A 15,295-nucleotide genomic window follows, 5' to 3' on the forward strand; every position below is an offset into this window, starting at 1 on the left:
ACGCCGATGTCGTTAAGCTTTGATTCAACTACTTTATGGTAAACTTTGCCTCGAATACTAAGAATGGTAATTGCATTGTGATTGTACGTAATACATTTTTCTCTATTTTGTTGTTTATTTTTGGGCAGTTAACGTTTTGTTCTGTTGCTCAGGCAGAAGGCAACGCGACGGATAAAGGCTGGTTCTCAACCTTTACGGATAATGTTTCCCAGACATGGACGGCACCTGAACATTATGATCTCTATGTCCCGGCAATAACGTGGCATGCGCGTTTTGCTTATGACAAAGAGAAAACCGATAAATACAACGAGCGTCCGTGGGGCGCGGGTTTTGGCCAGTCGCGCTGGGATGAAAAGGGAAACTGGCATGGCATCTATCTGATGGCCTTCAAAGACTCGTTTAATAAATGGGAGCCGATTGGGGGGTATGGTTGGGAAAAAACCTGCCGCCCGCTAGCGGACGAGAACTTCCACGTCGGTTTGGGCTATACCGCCGGGGTTACTGCACGTGACAACTGGAAATACATTCCAATCCCGGTGCTGCTGCCTTTGGCCTCTATTGGCTATGGCCCCGCAACGTTCCAGATGACCTACATTCCGGGTACGTACAACAACGGTAACGTTTACTTCGCCTGGATGCGTTTTCAGTTTTAACTGACAAAACGTTACATGCTGGTGAAAAAACGCGCAGGCGTTGATTCATAAGCGATAAAAATCTGTCAGTGAAAATTAACGCGACTTTAGTCACTTTTTATCAAAGATCCGCTGGACAAAAGGTCCCACAATTGATGTACTGATAACCGACACAGCATTTGTGTCGTTTTTTAATGTAAAGGTAATTTTGATGTCTAAGATTAAAGGTAACGTTAAGTGGTTTAATGAGTCCAAAGGATTCGGTTTCATTACTCCTGAAGATGGCAGCAAAGACGTGTTCGTACACTTCTCTGCAATCCAGTCTAATGGTTTCAAAACTCTGGCTGAAGGTCAGCGTGTAGAGTTCGAAATCACTAACGGTGCCAAAGGCCCTTCTGCTGCTAACGTAATCGCTCTGTAATTCAGACGCGTCAGCAAGAATTTCAAAACCCGCTCACTGAGCGGGTTTTTTTCGTTTTGAATCAGCCAAGCAGATACATTTTCAGGAAGCTGGCAACGATCAGCACGCTCAACAACACCATTCCTGCGCTCATCAGACTCTGTTTCATTCTGTCACCCTCGTTCAGTATTACATTCAGAGTGACAGAGAAAAATTAAGCCAACATTAACGGTTCGGCTGTTAATGCGCGCTTGCGGAAGAAAATAGCCAAAATGCGATCCCCGTCATCGCAAAGGAGCCGAGCATATTGATCGCCACATTCATCAGCGCCCAGCCGATACGGCCTTCCTGAAAGAGAAAAACCGTCTCCGCAGAAAAGGTTGAGAAGGTGGTCAAACCGCCGCAGAATCCGGTGGTAATCAACACCTTCCACATTGGGTCAATGTGCGTCATTCGGTTAAACCAGGCCAGCCCCATACCAATGATAAAGGCACCAATCAGGTTTGCGGCAAGTGTCCCCATAGGAATCGCCTGATGCAGGGGGTTAAACCGCATACTCAGAAACCATCGCGCAACGCTACCCGTTCCCCCACCAATAAAAACGGCTAAAAGTAGTTGTAACACGCTAAATACCTGCTATTTGATGTGTAAGAGTAGCGAGTTTAACGCCGTTTATGATGAGGGGACAAATATGTATGTAGCGGTAGGGCAATTTGTGGTCACGCCTGACTGGCGTGAAAATGCGAGAACATGCGTCAACCTGATGATGCAGGCCCGGCAGAAAGGCGCGTCGCTGTTGGTTCTCCCTGAGGCGCTGCTGGCCAGAGATGATAACGACCCGGATTTATCCGTGAAGTCCGCGCAGCCGCTGGACGGCGAATTTGTGCAGCAGCTGCTTGCCCAGAGCGCGGGCAATACGATGACGACGATCTTAACGATCCATGTTCCCTCCACGCCGGGTCGCGCGGTGAATACGCTCGTGGCGATTCGTGACGGGGCTATCGTGGCACGTTACGCCAAGCTTCACCTCTATGATGCGTTCAGCATCCAGGAGTCGCGACGCGTTGACCCCGGAGACAATATCCCACCGCTGCTGGAGATTGACGGATTTAAGATTGGACTGATGACCTGCTATGACCTGCGTTTTCCCGAGCTGGCGCTCCATCTGGCGCTGCAGGGGGCGGACGTACTGGTACTGCCTGCCGCGTGGGTCAAAGGGCCGTTAAAAGAGCATCACTGGGCAACGCTGCTTGCGGCACGCGCGCTGGATACAACCTGCTATGTCGTTGCCGCAGGGGAATGTGGCACGAAAAACATAGGGCAAAGCAGGGTGGTTGATCCGCTGGGGGTGACGATCGCCGCCGCCGCTGAAGCCCCGCATGTGCTGGTGGCGGAGATAAACTCAGAAAGAATCGCGCTTGCGCGTCAGCAATTACCCGTTCTTCGTAATCGTCGATTTGCGCCACCGCAATTATTGTGATGTTTTTTTCAACAATGCTTGATTCACCTTGTTACAGATTGCTATTGTGTGCACGCGCTAAATGACCGTTAATACAGTCAGGTTTTGGCGCTGAATGCAGCCTGTTTTAAGTAAAGAAGGTATCTATGGGTGAGATTAGTATTACCAAACTGCTGGTGGTTGCCGCACTGGTCGTCCTGCTGTTTGGTACCAAGAAGTTACGCACGCTGGGTGGTGACCTGGGGGCTGCCATCAAAGGCTTTAAGAAAGCGATGAACGATGATGATGCAGCGGCGAAGAAAAGCGCCGAGGATGACGTCCCGGCAGACAAGCTTTCTCACAAAGAGTGACAGCAACGCCTCAGGGCTTGCGAAAAAAAACCGGCTCATGAGGCCGGTTTTTTTGTATTACTGTAAATGAATATTACAGCATTATTTAACTTCTTCGCCTTTAGCCTGCATATCGGCATGGTATGAGGAGCGAACGAATGGGCCGCAGGCAGCGTGGGTGAAGCCCATCGCCATCGCTTCGGCTTTCATTTCATCGAACTCGTCCGGGCTCACGTAGCGCTGAACCGGCAGGTGGTGACGGCTTGGCTGCAGATACTGTCCCAGGGTCAGCATGGTCACACCGTGGCGGCGAAGATCGCGCATCACCTCGATGATTTCATCATTGGTTTCACCCAGACCCACCATCAGACCAGACTTGGTCGGAATATGCGGATGCGCTTCTTTGAAACGCTCAAGCAGTTTCAGGGACCAGTTATAGTCAGCGCCCGGACGCACCTGACGGTAAAGACGCGGCACGTTCTCCAGGTTGTGGTTAAACACATCTGGCGGCGTCGCGGTCAGGATATCCAGCGCGCGGTCCATACGGCCGCGGAAGTCAGGCACCAGCGTCTCGATTTTGATGTTAGGGCTTTTCTCGCGAATGGCCGTAATACAGTCGGCGAAGTGCTGAGCACCACCATCACGCAGGTCGTCACGGTCAACGGATGTGATAACCACATAACGCAGCGCCATGTCAGCGATGGTCTGCGCCAGTTTCTGGGGTTCGTTAGCATCAGGCGCGACTGGACGGCCATGAGCAACATCGCAGAACGGGCAGCGGCGGGTACAGATAGCACCCAGAATCATAAACGTCGCGGTACCGTGATTGAAACATTCAGCAAGGTTCGGACAAGAGGCTTCTTCACAGACGGAGTGAAGACCATTCTTGCGCATCGCCGCTTTGATCCCCTGGATACGCGAAGAGTCGGCCGGAAGTTTGATTTTCATCCATTCCGGTTTTCTTAACAGCGCCTCGCGCTCTGTAGCCACGTTTTTAACCGGGATAAGGGCCATTTTATCGGCATCGCGGTATTTAACACCGCGTTCCATCACAATGGGTTTACTCATAGCGTGCGTGTTCCAGTTGCGAATATCGAAGGAAAGCGTTTCAATTCAAGGGAATGTTGTATTTATCAACTATTTTTGAACGAACGACAGGCAGTATATCATTGAAACGGTCGTTAAAGCAGCCTGCCAGATCGCCAATTTGTAAAATAGTTGTTGTTTTGTGCCTTTTGCCCTGCGAGTTGCAGGGGCTTGTGCTGGCTAAACCTGTCAGAAGGCCTGACGGATGATGCGGATGACGTTTTCCAGGACCGGATCGCGCAAACTCAGCTTGTTGTAATGCAGTGAAATCTCGATAGATTCCGCATTAAGCTGGCTGAGCGGGATGCTTTCCAGCGGCCAGCATTTTTGTAGCAGGCTGTACAGGCGTGATGGCATAACGCACAGCATATCGCTGCTGCCGATCAGGGATGCGGTGGTAAACATATTGTAACTGCTGAAGCTGATCTGACGTTCCGGGAAAATTTCATCAATACGCTGACGAAGCGCATGATTAGATTGCCCTTCGGTCATGAAAGACGAGTGGTCGTAGTTGCGCAGGTTTTCGATGGTTAACGGCTCGCTAAGAGCAGGATGCTGCTGGCGGCAAACCAGTACCAGGTTATCCGCATAAAGCACATTTTGCCCCAGCGCTCTTGCACTGAAGCTGCCGCTTTCAATAATCAGGTCCGTCTGGAACTGGGCAAGCTGAATGTCAGGTTCATTGAGAGGCACATTGCGAAGCAGGAGCTGCGGAGCATGCTCTTTTACGGCCTGGAAGATCGCTGGCATCACCAGCACCCCGACAGAAGGGGAACAGCCGATGGTGATGGTTCGCTGCTTATCATAGCTCCCGGTTAAATCCAGTGCGCCCAGAATCGACTCCAGCCCCTGGCTGATGTACTCGTGGAGATGCGTGGCATAAGCCGTCGGCGTTACCCCCTGGCCCTTGCGGATAAATAATGGGTCAGGAAATATAGCGCGAAGCTTTTGGATTGACTGGCTTATTGCTGATGGCGTGAGATTAAGAATTTTCGCAGCGTTAACGATACCCTTATGGACATATACCGCCTCAAAAATAGTCAGTAAATTGAGATCAATATTACGTAAAGTCCGAAAAATTTGCGGCTTGTCTTCGCCACCGGGTTCATTCAGTCGTTTGGCTGGTAAATTATTATACTCCACGCTTTCACTCCGTATACATTCACAATATGAATGATAGTTGAATTTATTTATTATGCTTGTAGAGATTCGTAAAGTGTTGGTTTTGTTTCACTTGTTTATCAAGGGCAAACGGTTGTGTGATAATTGCTCACCTTACTTATGCCGTGTTTGCCATGCTTGCTGGAGGCTAAATAATATGTGGCGGTAATATTCGGGCGCTTCGAAAATATAGAATCTGTGGATTATTGTAAAGTGCAAAAGCTGTAAATAAACAGTGGCCCGCCAAATTATCGAGCCATGTTGTATGATGTATTAAGCAGGGATATATTCGTATGGGGGATTGTTAAGTAGCGCTAACATCTGCTTTAAAAGCACGGGACGAATATGTTCTGGCGTAGCGGTTTCAACCCACTGACGCATTTGCGTCATTTCCATGCCGGCGTAGCCGCAGGGGTTAATGCGCTGGAAAGGCGCAAGGTCCATATTAATATTCAAGGCCAGGCCATGGAATGAGCAGCCTTTACGAATACGCAGCCCTAGTGAGCAGATCTTCATTTCCCCAACGTAGACGCCCGGCGCATCGGCGCGTGGATGCGCGTCAATACCATATTCCGCCAGCGTGTTGACGACAGTTTGTTCCAGTAAGGTAACCAGTTCACGCACGCCCAGCTTTCTGCGCTTCAGATTGAGCAGGACGTACATCACCTGCTGACCGGGCCCATGATAAGTGACCTGACCGCCGCGATCGCTCTGAATAACCGGGATATCTCCCGTCATTAACAAATGCTCTGCTTTACCCGCCTGGCCCTGCGTAAATACCGGCAGGTGTTCGACCAGCCAGATCTCATCTGGGGTGCTGTCATCGCGTGAATCGGTGAAGTCATGCATAGCCTGGGAGACAGGCTCATAAGGTTGCAGCCCGAGGTGACGGACCAGAATTTTATCCTGATACAAAACTGCGTCTCCGAAGACGAGGGACAAAAGGTGTGGGGGAGTATATCACAGCGGGGGAGAGGGGTTACCCGGCAAACCGGGTAACCGCAAAGGGACTACAGCACCATACGAACAATTTCGATATTGCCGAGCTCTTCGTACAGCGTTTCCACCTGCTCAATGTGTGTCGCAGTGATGGTAATAGAAACCGAGTGGTAGTTGCCCTTGCTGCTTGGTTTTACTGACGGAGAGTAGTCACCCGGCGCATGGCGCTGTACCACTTCAACCACCTGATCAACCAGCTCAGGTTTCGCCAGACCCATTACTTTGTAGGTAAATGAGGTTGGGAATTCAAGCAGTTCGTTAAGTTTGGTTTTCATGTCAGCTCCGGCGTAACGTCAAAAAATAATAACTCCCACGTCAGGTGGGAGTTATCAGGATACTTAGTATATGGGGATCAAAATCACACTTTCAAGTGTTCAATTTTTAACCAAACCAGTGGTGGAACATCAATTTAATGTAATCAATGATTTTGCCGAAGAAATTGCCTTCAGGAATTTCTTGCAGGACAACCAGCGGACGCTGATCGATCGTTTTTCCATCCAGCTGGAAGTTGATCGTACCCACAACCTGGTTTTTCTGCAGCGGGGCATGCAGCTCGGTGCTGTTCAGCACGTAGCTGGCTTTCAGATCCTTCATGCGACCGCGTGGAATGGTCAGGTAGAGATCTTTATCAACGCCGAGTGAAGCACGGTCGTTGTCGCCGAACCAGACGGGTTCAGACGCAAACTCTTTCCCTGCTTTCAGTGGGTTCACGGTTTCGAAGAAGCGGAAGCCCCAGGTCAGCAGTTTCTTGCTTTCTGTTTCACGACCTTTAAAGGTACGGCCGCCCATCACGGCAGAGATCAGACGCATCTGACCTTCAGTGGCAGAGGCCACCAGGTTGTAGCCCGCTTTATCGGTGTGGCCAGTTTTGATGCCGTCAACGTTCAGGCTGTTATCCCACAGCAGGCCGTTACGGTTGGTCTGACGAATACCGTTGAAGGTGAACTCTTTCTCTTTATAGATAGAGTATTCATTCGGTACATCGCGGATCAGCGCCTGACCAATCAGGGCCATGTCACGTGCGGAGCTGTACTGACCGTCTGCGTCCAGTCCGTGTACGGTCTGGAAATGGCTGTTTTTCAGACCCAGCGCGTTAACGTAGCTGTTCATCAGGCCCACGAAGGCATCCTGGCTACCGGCGGCGAAGTCGGCCATCGCCACGCAGGCATCGTTACCAGACTGCAGGTTGATACCGCGAATCAGCTGGGAAACAGGAACCTGCATACCCGGCTTCAGGAACATCAGAGAGGAACCTTTGAAAACAGGGTTCCCGGTTGCCCACGCATCGTTACCGATGGTGACCAGATCCGATTCTTTGAATTTACCTGCTTTCATCGCCTGGCCGATAACGTAGCTGGTCATCATTTTGGTCAGACTGGCCGGGTCACGGCGGGCATCGGCATTCTGTTCTGCCAGCACTTTGCCAGAGTTGTAATCGATCAGGATGTAGGATTCCGCGTCGATTTGCGGAACGCCAGGGATCATGGTCTTGATATTCAGGTCATCGGCGTGAGCTGCAGAGAGCGCAGCAGCGCAAAGGGCCGTGGTCAGCGCCATGCGCTGCACAAAACGAGCAGAAAAAGTGGTCTTCATGGTCAGAACTACGACATCCGTGATGGAATTAAAAAAAGTGCCTTACTATAGCAAATGCTATTCAGGCAGGCATCCGACTTTAAGCATGAGTTTGTGAATGTGTTTTACACTAACTGACAATTCGGATACCGCCGGTTAATTATTTCGCAACAGCGATAAATGACTGAAGTTGAGCTTCATTCTGCAGACGCTGCTGCAGGGACGCGGCCTGCGATTTGCTGGCAAACGGCCCCATCTGAATGCGCCAGACCGCGCCGTTCTGCTCAACGCGTCCCGGTACGCCAAACTGCTGGCTCAGACGCTGTTGATACTGCCTGGCCCGGGCCTGATCGCTCACTGCGCCTACCTGAACCACATAGCTGCCGCTGGCCGCTGCTGGAGCCGCTACCACCGCACTTTGCGTGGCTGCAGGCGCCGTTACGGGAGCCGGCTGGGTTACTGGTGCCGCAACGGGAGCAGGGGCTGGAGTCGGCTCACTGCCTTCCAGCACGCCCGAGGCTAAGGTCGTCGGTGCGCCAAGAAAGCCACTACTCTTTACCGGCGCGCCGGTAGAATCCTCGCTTTGCAGCGTGTCATTGCTGATCGGGCGTATTTCTCCCCCCGGCTGAGCAGGCTCTGCCGGAGACGAGACGCTTCCCATTCCGCCGTCAAGATTTGGGCGGTCAGGAAGGGCATAGGTCTGTTTTGCCACCGTCGTACACGCGGTACCCGGCCCGGAGAGCGAACCATCCTGTGCGACGATAATCGGGTCAATACGGACTTTGGTGTTGTTTGAGGTGTTCAGGCGATCGGCAGACGCGCGCGAGAGGGAAATCACCCGGTCATTCCCGTAAGGACCACGGTCGTTGATACGCACGACGATCATACGGCCATTCGCCAGGTTGGTGATACGAGCGTAGCTCGGGATCGGCAGCGTCGGGTGTGCTGCCGTTAGCTGCATTGGGTCGAACGCTTCCCCGGAAGCCGTCAGGTTACTGCCCGGCTCGGCATCATAAATGGCGGCAAAGCCCGCCTGACTGAAACGGGAAGGATCCTGAACAATTTTATAGCTTTTGCCGTCGCGCTGGTAATCCTGATTGGCACTGGCATTCAGCGGTTCATAAACGGGATCGGCACCGCTGATTTCAACGATCGGGCCATTACACACCGCAGGCTGCGGCGGCGCGACGGTTGCCTGTTGCTGACCATCATCACTTGTGCAGGCCGCAAGTAAACTTGCCGCGATGCAGATCCCCAGCCACTGCTTACGCATTCCGATCCCCTTATTTTTATACGCTTTTTGACAACATTTTTCTGTGGGTATGGATCGACATCACGATACCAAACCCGGCCATCAACACGATCAGTGCCGAGCCTCCGTAACTCACCAGCGGCAGCGGTACGCCTACCACCGGCAGAATACCACTCACCATACCAATATTTACGAAGACATAAACGAATAAAATCAGCATCAACCCGCCAGCCATGACGCGACCAAAAGTGGTTTGCGCGCGTGCTGCAATCCACAATCCCCGCATGATCAGCAGTACGTACAGCGCCAGCAATATTAAGATGCCAACCAGCCCCAGCTCTTCCGCCAGTACGGCGAAGATAAAGTCGGTGTGGCGTTCCGGTAAAAATTCCAGCTGTGACTGCGTGCCGTGCAGCCAGCCTTTACCGCGCAGGCCGCCGGAGCCAATCGCAATCTTGGACTGAATAATATGATAGCCCGCGCCCAGCGGATCGGTTTCCGGATCGAGCAGCATCATGACGCGCTGGCGCTGGTAATCATGCATCAGGAAGAACCAGAGGATAGGAATGAACGCTGCAATCAGCACCACCGCGATACCAATCAGGCGCCAGCTCAGTCCCGACAGGAAAAGGACAAACAGGCCGGAAAGGGCGATAAGAATTGAGGTGCCAAGGTCAGGCTGCGCCGCAACCAGCAGCGTCGGCAGGAAAATCAGCACCAGCGCGATGGCGGTGTTTTTCAGCGACGGCGGACAGACGTCGCGGTTGATAAAGCGTGCCACCATCAATGGAACGGCGATTTTGGCAATTTCCGAGGGCTGGAAGCGGACAACGCCCAGATCCAGCCAGCGCTGCGCCCCTTTTGAAATGGCGCCAAACGCATCTACCGCAACCAGCAAAATAATACAGAAGATGTAGAGATAGGGCGCCCAGCCTTCGTAGACGCGCGGCGGGATTTGCGCCATCACCACCATGATGATCAGACCCATGGCGATCTGGCCGATTTTGCGCTCCATCATGCCGATGTCCTGGCCGCTGGCGCTCCAGATAACCAGGGCGCTGTACACCAGCAGAGCCAGCAGGATCAGCAGCATGGCTGGGTCGATGTGGATTTTATCCCACAGCGATTTTTTATTTGGATTATCCGTCATGATTATTGGTCCTCCGCCGCAGCGGCGGCCGGGTTTTCAGCCGGCAGTTCGGTGTTGTTATCACCCAGCATAATGTGGTCAAGGATCTGGCGCATGATGGTACCTACTGCTGGCCCGGCACCGCCGTTCTCCAGAATCATCGCCACCGCGACCTGCGGGTTATCATAAGGGGCAAACGCCGTCATCAGCTTATGGTCACGAAGACGTTCAGCAATGCGGTGCGCGTTATAGGTTTCGTTGGCTTTCAGACCAAATACCTGCGCAGTACCGGATTTAGCGGCTACTTTGTACGGCGTACCGGCGAAGTATTTATGCGCGGTACCGTTCGGGCGGTTTGCCACGCCGTACATACCGTCTTTCGCAATTTCCCAGAAGCCGGAATGGATGTCACCCACCGGGGCCTCGTGCGGCTGGTTCCACGGTACTTTTTTGCCGTCTTCAACCGTGCTCTGTAGCAGATGCGGCACTTTTACCACGCCGTCATTGATGAGGATCATCATGGCCTTGTTCATCTGAAGCGGCGTTGCCGTCCAGTAGCCCTGACCGATACCTACCGGAATGGTGTCACCCTGATACCACGGTTTTTTAAAGCGCTTCAGCTTCCATTCACGCGTTGGCATGTTGCCAGAACGTTCTTCTGAAAGGTCCACGCCGGTGTAATGCCCGTAGCCGAATTTGCTCATCCACTCTGACAGGCGATCGATACCCATGTCATACGCCACCTGATAGAAGAAGGTATCCGCAGATTCCTCCAGCGATTTGGTGACGTTCAGATGACCGTGGCCCCATTTTTTCCAGTCACGATAGCGCTTATCTGAACCCGGCAGCTGCCACCAGCCCGGGTCAAACAGGCTGGTATTACGGTTGATGACGCCGGCACTCAGCGCAGAGACCGCCACGTACGGTTTAACCGTTGATGCTGGCGGGTAAACCCCTTGTGTCGCGCGGTTCACCAGCGGCGTGTTCGGGTCATTCAGCAGACCGGAATAGTCTTTACTGGAAATGCCGTCAACAAAGAGGTTCGGGTCATAGCTAGGCATGGAGACCATTGCCAGGATGCCGCCGGTACGAGGATCGGTGACCACAACGGCTGCACGGCTGCCCGCCAGCAGGGTTTCGATATACTGCTGAAGCTTGAGGTCGAGCGTCAGATAGACGTCATGCCCCGCCTGAGGCGGCACTTCTTTTAGCTGACGGATCACGCGGCCTCGGTTGTTAACCTCAACCTCTTCATAGCCGGTTTGCCCGTGCAGAACGTCTTCGTAGTAACGTTCGATCCCAAGCTTACCGATATCGTGCGTTGCAGCGTAGTTGGCCAGCTTGCCGTCTTTATCAAGGCGGTCGACGTCTTTGTCATTAATCTTGGAAACGTAGCCAATCACATGCGTCAGCGCGGAGCCGTAGGGATAGTAGCGACGCTTATATCCCTTCACTTCCACGCCGGGGAAGCGGTACTGATTCACCGCAAAGCGGGCCACCTGGACTTCCGTAAGATTGGTTTTAACCGGAATCGAGGTGAAGCGGTGAGAGCGGGCGCGCTCTTTTTTAAACGCCGCGATATCGTCATCGTTAAGGTCGACAACGCTTTTCAGCGCTTCCAGCGTATCCTGAACATTATCGACTTTTTCCGGCATCATCTCGATTTGATAGATGGTGCGGTTCAACGCCAGCGGGGTGCCGTTACGATCGTAAATAATGCCGCGGCTGGGTGCGATAGGCACCAGCTTAATGCGGTTTTCGTTTGAACGCGTCTGGTAGTCGGTAAAGCGGACAATTTGCAGATTATAGAGGTTGGCGATCAGCACGCCGGTAAGCAGCAAAATCCCGGTAAAGGCGACCAGCGCCCGGCGCACAAACAGCGCGGACTCAGCCGTATAGTCGCGAAAAGAATTCTGTAGTTTCATCCGCTGCTTAATCTACCCTGGTCAGTCATTACTCGCGGTGATAGGGGTGGTTGGTAGTAATGCTCCACGCGCGATACAGGCTTTCTGCCACCAGTACCCGAACGAGCGGGTGGGGAAGCGTCAGCGCGGAGAGGGACCAACTTTGTTCAGCCGCTGCTTTGCAGGCAGGGGATAACCCTTCTGGTCCGCCAATCAACAGACTGACGTCACGGCCATCCTGCTTCCAGCGCTCCAGTTCTTGTGCCAGCTGCGGCGTATCCCAGGGTTTACCTGGAATATCGAGGGTGACGATGCGGTTTTTGCCAGCGGCAGCCAGCATCAGTTCGCCCTCTTTATCGAGAATACGTTTGATATCAGCGTTCTTGCCGCGCTTCCCGGCGGGAATTTCCACCAGCTCGAACGGCATGTCTTTTGGAAAACGACGCAGATATTCAGTAAAACCGGTTTGTACCCAGTCCGGCATTTTGGTGCCGACGGCGACCAGCTGTAACTTCACGCATTAACCCCAGAGTTTTTCCAGCTCATACAGGCGACGGCTCTCGTCCTGCATGACGTGGACAATCACATCGCCGAGGTCGACTACCACCCAGTCAGCCGTCGCTTCACCTTCAACACCCAGCGGCAACAGCCCTGCTGCACGCGATTCCTGAACCACGTGATCGGCAATTGAAACAACATGACGCGTCGATGTACCGGTGCAGATGATCATGCAGTCGGTAATACTGGATTTACCCTTAACGTCGATAGCGATGATGTCCTGACCTTTCAGGTCATCAATTTTGTCAATAACAAAATCCTGGAGTGCTTTACCCTGCAAGTTTTCCCCCTGGGGTGAATGAGATTGTAAAACTTTGAATTCGTAGCCAGACAGTATACCTGAACTCACGCCTGCGTCGGGACAAATGTCTCCGGCCGGGCTTTTGAAGGCGGGTATCATCCCACCCTCCGCCTGAGATTGCATTGCCATTTTTGTAAAACAATTTCTGTAAAGCAATGATCGGCGGGAAAGTCTGGCAGCGGAGAATAACAGTATGGCTTACCCTGTCAAGGCGGGATAAACAATAAGCCGCTTTTTATGCTCTCCGGCTATTCATCTGCGCTTTTCTGATACAAACCGTGCGCATGGATATAGGCCAGCACCGGGGTCGGCAGCAGATCGTCACACGCTAAACCCTGCTGTAAACGCTCGCGAATGAGGGTTGCAGAGATATCAAACCACGGCGTTTCCGCCAGATAGATCTTCCCGGCAGGCTGGTTGTGAAGATCTTCAACATTATCGGTGAGGTGGTCTTCCAGCCACTGCTGGTACTGCTCTTCGCGCATGGTCAGCGGATAGCCGGGACGGCGGCAGACGAGCAGGTGGCTGTTCTCCAGGATGGTTTCATACTGATGCCACGTAGGGAAATTCAGCAGAGAATCCTGGCCGATGATAAAGGCAAGCGGCTGGTCTGGCCCTTGTTCGGCGCGCCACTCCTGAAGCGTGTGAGACGTCCAGGAGGGCGTGTCGCGACGCAGCTCACGCTCGTCAAGTCGGAATAGCGGTTTATCTGCGATGGCAAGGGCAAGCATCTCTTTTCGCTGCTCGCTGGTCGCCTCGGGTTGTGGACGATGGGGCGGGACATTGTTGGGCATGATGGTGACGCGCTGAAGGCCGATCAGATTTGCCAGAATTTCAACCGGCTTCAGGTGCCCGTAATGTACCGGGTCGAAGGTGCCGCCATATAAGGCCTGTAAAGAATGCATGCTATCCATCAATAAAAACGTCTGCCAGCGCCTTGTGGCAGAGCAGGAGAGAAAGACTTTCCAGCTCCGCCCAGACCGACTGGCCATAATCTTGCTTTAACGTGAGCTCAGCGCGCATCAGAAGCTGTACTGCCTGACGAAGCTGTTCATGACTCAGGCGGTTGACGGCCTCGGTGATCAAAGCCCGGCGATTTTGCCACACGCGGTGTTTATCAAACAGCGAACGCAGCGGCGTATGGGCAGACTGACGCTTGAGCGTAATCAGCAGCAGCAATTCGCGTTGCAGCGTACGCAGCAGAATAACCGGTTCGCTCCCTTCGAGACGCAGCTGTTGCAGAATATGCAGGGCGCGTTTGCTTTTCGCCGACAGCAGCGCGTCCACCCAGTGGAACGGCGTGAAGTGCGCCGCGTCGTTAACGGCCTGCTCGACGCGCGGCAAGGTCAGCTTGCCATCCGGCCAGAGCAGGGAGAGTCTGTCCAGCGCCTGCGCCAGGGCCAGCAGGTTACCTTCATAGCAGTAGCAGAGCAGTTGGTTCGCCGCATCATCCAGCTGAAGGTTGTTCTGCTTCGCTCTCGCTGCCACCCATTTGGGCAGATGCGCCTGTTCAGGCGTCTGACAGGTGACCTGCACCGCGTGGGCTGCGAGTTGGGTGAACCACGCCGCATTTTCCTGCGCTTTGGTGAGCTTGTTGCCGCGCACAATCAGCAGCAGATCGCTGTGAAGCAGGCTGACCAGCGTGGCCAGCTGTTCATTGATGGCCGCGTTAGGGCCGTTCTCCGGCAGCAGGATCTGAATTGTCTGGCGCGACGCAAAAAGGCTCATCGCCTGACAGAGTGAGAAGAGGGCATTCCAGTCGGTGTTGTTATCCAGCTGGACGGTGTGGTGTTCATCGAAGCCCTGAGAGGCGGCTTCATGCCGCACGGCATCCAGGCTTTCCTGAAGCAATAACGGATCGTTTCCAAGAAGCAGATACGCCGCGCGCAGCCCTTCTTTGAGCTGCGCGCGGAGTTGTTCAGGATACAGCCTGATCATCATTTACCCAGAGAGTTAGCAGCAGGAAGCGTGCCAGCAACCGGTTTTTCAACAATGTCAGAGCCTTGTCGGGTAGACGCTGCAATACCTGGCAGTTTACGGATCAGCTGTTCCGCCGCCTTGTCGTACATTTCGTTGATGATAATCTGTTGTTCGGCATCTTTTGCCAACGCCGTCTGCGGGTTATCGAAGAACGAACGGAACACTTTCGTGCTGATCGGATAGATGTCTTTACCCGGGATCAGGACCGCTGCGTTGACCGTCAGCACCATCTGATATTCAGCTGTACGACCGTCCTGGAAGATTGAGGCCGTATCTCTCGACAGACCTCCTCCGATGATACGCAGAGACGGTACATCCTGGCGCAGCGTTTGTTTCTCAACAAGCTCAACGCCGTTCAGACGCAGCTGATTACGAACTGCCCGGCTGAGTGGACCATTCGGATCCGATGAGTCGAAAATCATCGTTTTCATCTCAGCAGGCACCGCCGTGGTATTGCGCAGGTGCCAGCCACAGCCAGCGGTAACAAGCACCGCCAGTGATAAGAGTATTGTTGCCAGTTGTCGCACGTTTCC

At 53.2% G+C, this 15,295-nt stretch carries 18 protein-coding genes; 4 read left to right on the forward strand and 14 right to left on the reverse strand.

What is annotated here, in order from left to right; all coding sequences use genetic code 11:
* Window positions 1-35: 35 nt before the first annotated feature.
* On the forward strand, window positions 36-653 hold the full coding sequence (gene pagP, locus ACWKXN_RS00450; RefSeq protein ID WP_454543176.1) for a lipid IV(A) palmitoyltransferase PagP: 618 nt from the start codon (window positions 36-38) through the stop codon (window positions 651-653).
* 190 nt (window positions 654-843) lie between these two features.
* A complete protein-coding gene (gene cspE / locus ACWKXN_RS00455; protein WP_002439184.1) occupies window positions 844-1,053 on the forward strand; it encodes a transcription antiterminator/RNA stability regulator CspE in 210 nt (69 codons plus the stop codon).
* A 219-nt stretch (window positions 1,054-1,272) separates the two neighbouring features.
* Here the strand turns inward: cspE and crcB are convergent, their stop codons facing one another.
* Window positions 1,273-1,656: a fluoride efflux transporter CrcB gene (gene crcB / locus ACWKXN_RS00460; protein ID WP_033144922.1), complete on the reverse strand. Its 384-nt coding sequence runs from the start codon at window positions 1,654-1,656 to the stop codon at window positions 1,273-1,275.
* Between the two features lie 67 nt (window positions 1,657-1,723).
* Here crcB and ACWKXN_RS00465 point away from each other — a divergent pair, with 67 nt between their 5' ends.
* Window positions 1,724-2,512 (forward strand): deaminated glutathione amidase, encoded by a 789-nt coding sequence (locus ACWKXN_RS00465; RefSeq protein WP_048980745.1) that lies wholly within the window; start codon window positions 1,724-1,726, stop codon window positions 2,510-2,512.
* A gap of 125 nt (window positions 2,513-2,637) precedes the next feature.
* Complete coding sequence (tatE, locus tag ACWKXN_RS00470) at window positions 2,638-2,841, forward strand: twin-arginine translocase subunit TatE (protein WP_023310742.1); 204 nt, start codon at window positions 2,638-2,640, stop codon at window positions 2,839-2,841.
* Window positions 2,842-2,922: 81 nt separating this feature from the next.
* Here tatE and lipA read toward each other — a convergent pair whose 3' ends face one another.
* From lipA to lptE, 13 genes are all read right to left on the reverse strand, one after another.
* Window positions 2,923-3,888 (reverse strand): lipoyl synthase, encoded by a 966-nt coding sequence (gene lipA, locus ACWKXN_RS00475; protein WP_013097595.1) that lies wholly within the window; start codon window positions 3,886-3,888, stop codon window positions 2,923-2,925.
* 207 nt (window positions 3,889-4,095) lie between these two features.
* Window positions 4,096-5,049 carry a YbeF family transcriptional regulator gene (locus ACWKXN_RS00480; RefSeq protein ID WP_032665064.1) on the reverse strand — a complete coding sequence of 318 codons (954 nt, stop codon included), beginning with the start codon at window positions 5,047-5,049 and terminating at the stop codon, window positions 4,096-4,098.
* A 291-nt stretch (window positions 5,050-5,340) separates the two neighbouring features.
* Entirely contained in the window at window positions 5,341-5,982 is a 642-nt protein-coding gene (gene lipB / locus ACWKXN_RS00485) for a lipoyl(octanoyl) transferase LipB (RefSeq protein ID WP_033144925.1), read from the reverse strand.
* A gap of 95 nt (window positions 5,983-6,077) precedes the next feature.
* Complete coding sequence (gene ybeD, locus ACWKXN_RS00490; protein WP_006177135.1) at window positions 6,078-6,341, reverse strand: DUF493 family protein YbeD; 264 nt, start codon at window positions 6,339-6,341, stop codon at window positions 6,078-6,080.
* A 106-nt stretch (window positions 6,342-6,447) separates the two neighbouring features.
* Complete coding sequence (dacA, locus tag ACWKXN_RS00495; RefSeq protein WP_032638844.1) at window positions 6,448-7,659, reverse strand: D-alanyl-D-alanine carboxypeptidase DacA; 1,212 nt, start codon at window positions 7,657-7,659, stop codon at window positions 6,448-6,450.
* A gap of 139 nt (window positions 7,660-7,798) precedes the next feature.
* Window positions 7,799-8,911, reverse strand: a complete 1,113-nt coding sequence (rlpA, locus tag ACWKXN_RS00500; protein ID WP_143347388.1) for an endolytic peptidoglycan transglycosylase RlpA — start codon at window positions 8,909-8,911, stop codon at window positions 7,799-7,801.
* 16 nt (window positions 8,912-8,927) lie between these two features.
* Entirely contained in the window at window positions 8,928-10,040 is a 1,113-nt protein-coding gene (gene mrdB / locus ACWKXN_RS00505) for a peptidoglycan glycosyltransferase MrdB (RefSeq protein WP_023310746.1), read from the reverse strand.
* Window positions 10,041-10,042: 2 nt separating this feature from the next.
* Window positions 10,043-11,944, reverse strand: a complete 1,902-nt coding sequence (gene mrdA, locus ACWKXN_RS00510; RefSeq protein ID WP_032638848.1) for a peptidoglycan DD-transpeptidase MrdA — start codon at window positions 11,942-11,944, stop codon at window positions 10,043-10,045.
* A gap of 28 nt (window positions 11,945-11,972) precedes the next feature.
* A complete protein-coding gene (rlmH, locus tag ACWKXN_RS00515; protein ID WP_023310748.1) occupies window positions 11,973-12,440 on the reverse strand; it encodes a 23S rRNA (pseudouridine(1915)-N(3))-methyltransferase RlmH in 468 nt (155 codons plus the stop codon).
* Window positions 12,441-12,443: 3 nt separating this feature from the next.
* Window positions 12,444-12,761, reverse strand: coding sequence for a ribosome silencing factor (rsfS, locus tag ACWKXN_RS00520; RefSeq protein WP_023334893.1), 318 nt, complete (start codon window positions 12,759-12,761; stop codon window positions 12,444-12,446).
* 269 nt (window positions 12,762-13,030) lie between these two features.
* A complete protein-coding gene (gene nadD, locus ACWKXN_RS00525) occupies window positions 13,031-13,696 on the reverse strand; it encodes a nicotinate-nucleotide adenylyltransferase (RefSeq protein WP_454543177.1) in 666 nt (221 codons plus the stop codon).
* Window positions 13,689-14,720 carry a DNA polymerase III subunit delta gene (holA, locus tag ACWKXN_RS00530; protein ID WP_064673642.1) on the reverse strand — a complete coding sequence of 344 codons (1,032 nt, stop codon included), beginning with the start codon at window positions 14,718-14,720 and terminating at the stop codon, window positions 13,689-13,691. Before holA ends, nadD begins: the two co-directional genes overlap by 8 nt.
* Window positions 14,720-15,289 carry an LPS assembly lipoprotein LptE gene (lptE, locus tag ACWKXN_RS00535; RefSeq protein ID WP_039261260.1) on the reverse strand — a complete coding sequence of 190 codons (570 nt, stop codon included), beginning with the start codon at window positions 15,287-15,289 and terminating at the stop codon, window positions 14,720-14,722. The genes holA and lptE overlap by 1 nt, the downstream gene beginning before the upstream one ends.
* Window positions 15,290-15,295 lie beyond the last annotated feature (6 nt).

The sequence above is a fragment of the Enterobacter sp. UPMP2060 genome (genome assembly GCF_053709655.1).

Excerpts from the sequence above, each read along its gene's own strand:
- holA (WP_064673642.1), bottom strand. The coding sequence starts at position 14,720 with ATGATCAGGCTGTATCCTGAACAACTCCGCGCGCAGCTCAAAGAAGGG.
- rlpA (WP_143347388.1), bottom strand. The coding sequence starts at position 8,911 with ATGCGTAAGCAGTGGCTGGGGATCTGCATCGCGGCAAGTTTACTTGCG.
- ACWKXN_RS00465 (WP_048980745.1), top strand. The coding sequence starts at position 1,724 with ATGTATGTAGCGGTAGGGCAATTTGTGGTCACGCCTGACTGGCGTGAA.
- nadD (WP_454543177.1), bottom strand. The coding sequence starts at position 13,696 with ATGGATAGCATGCATTCTTTACAGGCCTTATATGGCGGCACCTTCGAC.
- ybeD (WP_006177135.1), bottom strand. The coding sequence starts at position 6,341 with ATGAAAACCAAACTTAACGAACTGCTTGAATTCCCAACCTCATTTACC.
- pagP (WP_454543176.1), top strand. The coding sequence starts at position 36 with ATGGTAAACTTTGCCTCGAATACTAAGAATGGTAATTGCATTGTGATT.
- cspE (WP_002439184.1), top strand. The coding sequence starts at position 844 with ATGTCTAAGATTAAAGGTAACGTTAAGTGGTTTAATGAGTCCAAAGGA.
- lipA (WP_013097595.1), bottom strand. The coding sequence starts at position 3,888 with ATGAGTAAACCCATTGTGATGGAACGCGGTGTTAAATACCGCGATGCC.
- tatE (WP_023310742.1), top strand. The coding sequence starts at position 2,638 with ATGGGTGAGATTAGTATTACCAAACTGCTGGTGGTTGCCGCACTGGTC.
- mrdA (WP_032638848.1), bottom strand. The coding sequence starts at position 11,944 with ATGAAACTACAGAATTCTTTTCGCGACTATACGGCTGAGTCCGCGCTG.
- mrdB (WP_023310746.1), bottom strand. The coding sequence starts at position 10,040 with ATGACGGATAATCCAAATAAAAAATCGCTGTGGGATAAAATCCACATC.
- dacA (WP_032638844.1), bottom strand. The coding sequence starts at position 7,659 with ATGAAGACCACTTTTTCTGCTCGTTTTGTGCAGCGCATGGCGCTGACC.